This window comes from Brachyspira catarrhinii (assembly GCF_005518285.1).
GTDB classification, from domain to species: domain Bacteria; phylum Spirochaetota; class Brachyspiria; order Brachyspirales; family Brachyspiraceae; genus Brachyspira; species Brachyspira catarrhinii.
Genome location: NZ_SJDU01000222.1, coordinates 1 through 4,003, shown reverse-complemented (window position 1 = coordinate 4,003; position 4,003 = coordinate 1). Strand labels below are relative to the sequence as shown.

Genomic DNA, 4,003 nt, shown 5'->3' with positions numbered 1-4,003 from the left:
CTATTCTTATATGTCTTCCTATAGCCAAATATTGCATTAATTCCATATTGATTATTTTTGTCGTATTATGTTCTACAAGTTCTTTATATCTTTTCGCGTAACTTTTATCTACTATCGAACAACCGCTTCCCGCTGGAATAGGATAGTCTTTTATGCCGAATTCTTTTGCGAGTTCCATCTGTATATGTCGCGCTCTTCCGTATATTCCAAACAAATTTTCTCTATTTATCAAACCTTCTTTTTCGGGAATCGTTATAGGAAGAAGTTTTGCCGATAATGGACGAAGCAATCTTCCTTCGAGTCCGCTTTCTTTTATCGCGTTAATCAAATCCTGCGGTTTTTGACTCATTGGGCGCTGTCCTTTCACTTCTCCCGTAGCGACAAAATCGAATCCTTCTTTTTCCATTATTTCTTTTGCCGTTTTAAGCATTAAAATATGGCAGTCCAAACATGGATTTACGGCGCTTCCATATCCGTATTTCGGATTTAAAAACATATCTATATATTTATCTTTTAACGAAACAAATCTTATAGGAATATTTAGAAAGTCGGCAATTTTTTTAGCGGGGTCGTTATTATATATTTCCATAAGTTCTTCTTTTATAACGGCATACTCCAATCCCGTGATAAATCTTATTGCAAGAACATCGATATTTTCTCTTTTGAGTATCGCTCCAGCAAGCGAACTATCCAATCCTCCAGATAAAAGTAAAATCGCTTTAGCCTTTTTATTCATTCTCTTTCCTAAATTTTATTCTGCGGAATCTGTCGCTATACTTAATCTCGTGAATCCCGCATTTTTTACGCTGTCTATAACCGATATAAGAATCTGCGTCCTCACATCCTCGTCCGACCTTATTTCAACGGGTTTTTCAAGTTCGCCTTCGACAGTAGAAAGGTTTGAAAGATGAGCGTCAATATCGTTAATCGCTTCTCCGTTTACAAATATTTGCCCTTCTTTGGAAATCGTTATTATTATATTTTGATTCAAATCTCTTCCGACAGCCGAACTCGATTTTGGCAAACTAATTTCTATTTGAGGAGTTTCTATTATGGTAGTTCCAACCATAAAGAATATTAGCAAATTAAATACTATATCTATCATCGGCGTCAAATCTATACCGCTTTTTATTTCAAATCTTCTGCGAAATTTCATTATATTTTTTCTTTATCGTATTTTTATTTTACCGTTATTGTTTTTATATTGCTTTCGTATCTTTCGCCTTTATATAGAAGAGATATTTTATAATCGCCTCTTCCGTATTCCGCTTTGAAAGTTCTGCTTAAAACATTATTTCCCGCATCATTAACATCGTATATAATAACGCCTATATAAGTTTTTCCGTCATCGCTAAGTATTCTTGCGTCTTTATCTGCGGTTTCTACGGCAATTTTAAAATCCGTGAAAGGAGCTTTATTTAAGATTCTATATTTTATAGTAATGTCTTCTCCTAATTTCGCTTCCGATTTGAAATCGACTTCTTCGGCTATTATATTCGCGTAAGTTATCGTGGTATATACTCCGATTCCTCTTTTTGACGCGCCGATTCCTATAGCGTTAAAATCTTTTGACATTATATATTTTTTATCGTCTGGAGTTTCCATTAGTCTTTTTACTATGCTCGAAGCTGCGTTTTTATCTGTAAGAGGAATCACATCCAATTTTGCAAAACTTTCCGTTATATTTCCAACCATTTCTGGATACAATTTTATTTGTCTGCCTTTTGAATCGAATCCGTCCAAATCGGTATTTCCAAAAAATTTATTATTCGCCATATTGTCGCTATGATATAAGGCTATCGAATGCAATCTTTCGTTATTTGCGATTGGCGGAAGAGACGCTTTGCTTCTTTCCAAATTGATTAGTCTTAATATTTCGTCCTCTATGACATTTGCGTTTAATATTAAAGTAAATATAAACATAAAAATTATTATTAAATTTATTTTTTTCATTTCTATTCTCCGTTATCGTTTAATAGTTTTATCTTTTTATTTAATAAGTAAATCATATTTTATAATAATATCGTAAAAAATAAAAGTAAATTAAATTAGTTGCATATAAATTATTTTAATGTTATTCTATATTAACGGTTTTAATAAATTGAGAAATCATAAAAATTAACGGAGATTTATTGCAATGAAGAAAATTATTTTAATTTCATTTTTTATATTTAATATTTTTAATAATATTTTATGGGGCGATGTGGTTAATAGCATAGTGGGAATTGTCGGTTCTATACCTATAACTTACGAAGATTTTATAAGCCGAAGAACTTTTTTGAATCTTCAGGCAAAATCGATTGGGCAGAATATTAACGATGATATAGTTTATAAAGATTTGGTTGAAGAGCGAATAATGTATTTGAAACTTCAAGAATATAATTATACGATAGAAGAAAACGATGTTAGCAGAAGATTAGACGGTATTGCAAAACAATATAATATGACATTAGACCAATTTTCAAAGCAATTAAGGGCGGAAGGAATTTCATATGAAGAATATAGAAACTCGATAAAAAAGCAAATCGCTATGGAAAATTTAAGCGGACTTGTGGTTAATAATTCGGATATAAGCGACGCGGAAGCGGACGAATTTTACAACAACAGCAAAGACAAATCGATGTTCGAGGTTGATACTCTGGTTAAACTTTCATGGATATTTTTTCAAGCCACAACTTTTACCGAAAAAGGCGAAAAACAGCAAATTGCAAATAATGTTAGAGGATTGGCGGCGAGAGGAGACGATTTTGCGGAACTTGCCCGAAAATACAGCGATGACAGAGCGACAAAAAATAACGGCGGAGATTTGGGATATAATCTTTTATACGATGCGGGGAAAAAATCGTTGCCTTCTCAAATAAACGCGGGACTTAATTTGGTAAAGAGAGGCTATAAAGTGGGAACGGTCAGCACGGTTAGGGAATTAGTCGGAAAAGGTTTTTATATCGTAAAAATAGTTTCCGTAGAAAAAGATATGGACAGCATAAGAACGAGAGTAAAAAATTATCTCGGCGAAATTCGTATGAGAGAATCTTTCGTTAAATGGCTCGAAGACGAGACAAAAAGAGTTTCGGTAAAATTGTATAAATAAAAATACTATTTCATACGGATTGCTTCGCTATACTCTGTGTGCCTTATAGCATGCTCGCAATAAAGAATTCATACATGTTATTACGAGCGACCGAATGGAAGCGAAGTAATCTAAATTTGGAACGATGCTTTTCTAAAATTGACTACTTTTTGAAAATTATCTATTATTTTTTTTTTTTTTGATAAAAATACAAAATTATACTTGACTTTTTTAAATATTTTGTTATATTATTAGTGAAAGATATTTTATAAAAAGAGGTTATAACATGAAAACAATAAAAAAATTTTTTCTAACGATTGCGTTTATTACAATTTTTAGCGTATCGGCGTTTGCGGAAAGCGGTGCGGAATTTATATTGAATGTTCCAATCGGAGCGAGTTATTCTGTAATTTCTCAAAATATGAAAGATTATGGAATGAAAAATTACTTCGGCTTTGACGCTGGAGTTAACGCTCAATTTGGCGGAATGTTTCAAATTAAAGAAGGTTTTGGCTTAAGCGTTTTGGCAGATATTGGATATTCTCATGATAATTACAAAATTAAATATGACGGAAATTATTTGAAAGATTATTGCTTTCGTTATGATAGTATTCAAGTAGGATTACTGTCAAAATTTAATATAGAAGGATTTTCAATAGGAATTGGCGGAGGAATAAAATTTCCTATATACGACTATTGGCGCTATAGCTATAAAAAGAATTATTCGTCAAGTTCCGCTTCATATTCGCTTGAAAATAATGAAGATACTACAAGCGGCGAAGAGAATGAATGGTATGACTATGTCTATTACGGGGATGGATATGAATATTACCAAGAACGAAAGTCTTATTATGTTATACCTTATGCAAAATTGACTTTAGATTATTCTATTTTCTTGAATCAAAAATGGGCTATAAATATCGGCTTGTATTG

General features: G+C 32.3%; 5 protein-coding genes. 2 read left to right on the top strand and 3 right to left on the bottom strand.

Translation table 11 applies throughout. From position 1 onward, the window contains the following. The 3 genes from EZH24_RS08370 to EZH24_RS08360 form a co-directional block, all read right to left on the bottom strand. Positions 1-736 (bottom strand): adenine nucleotide alpha hydrolase family protein (locus EZH24_RS08370; RefSeq protein ID WP_137998705.1); only part of this gene is annotated, 736 nt, incomplete at its 3' end. A gap of 15 nt (positions 737-751) precedes the next feature. Continuing rightward, the gene (locus EZH24_RS08365) at positions 752-1,156 is read right to left on the bottom strand and encodes an ExbD/TolR family protein (RefSeq protein WP_137998703.1); all 405 of its coding nucleotides are present in this window, start codon (positions 1,154-1,156) and stop codon (positions 752-754) included. A gap of 23 nt (positions 1,157-1,179) precedes the next feature. Beyond that, positions 1,180-1,953, bottom strand: a complete 774-nt coding sequence (locus EZH24_RS08360) for a CAP domain-containing protein (protein ID WP_137998701.1) — start codon at positions 1,951-1,953, stop codon at positions 1,180-1,182. Between the two features lie 184 nt (positions 1,954-2,137). Here EZH24_RS08360 and EZH24_RS08355 point away from each other — a divergent pair, with 184 nt between their 5' ends. Together EZH24_RS08355 and EZH24_RS08350 are read left to right on the top strand one after the other, a co-directional pair. Next, a complete protein-coding gene (locus tag EZH24_RS08355; RefSeq protein WP_137998700.1) occupies positions 2,138-3,091 on the top strand; it encodes a peptidylprolyl isomerase in 954 nt (317 codons plus the stop codon). A gap of 265 nt (positions 3,092-3,356) precedes the next feature. Then, positions 3,357-4,003 (top strand): hypothetical protein (locus EZH24_RS08350; RefSeq protein WP_137998698.1); only part of this gene is annotated, 647 nt, incomplete at its 3' end.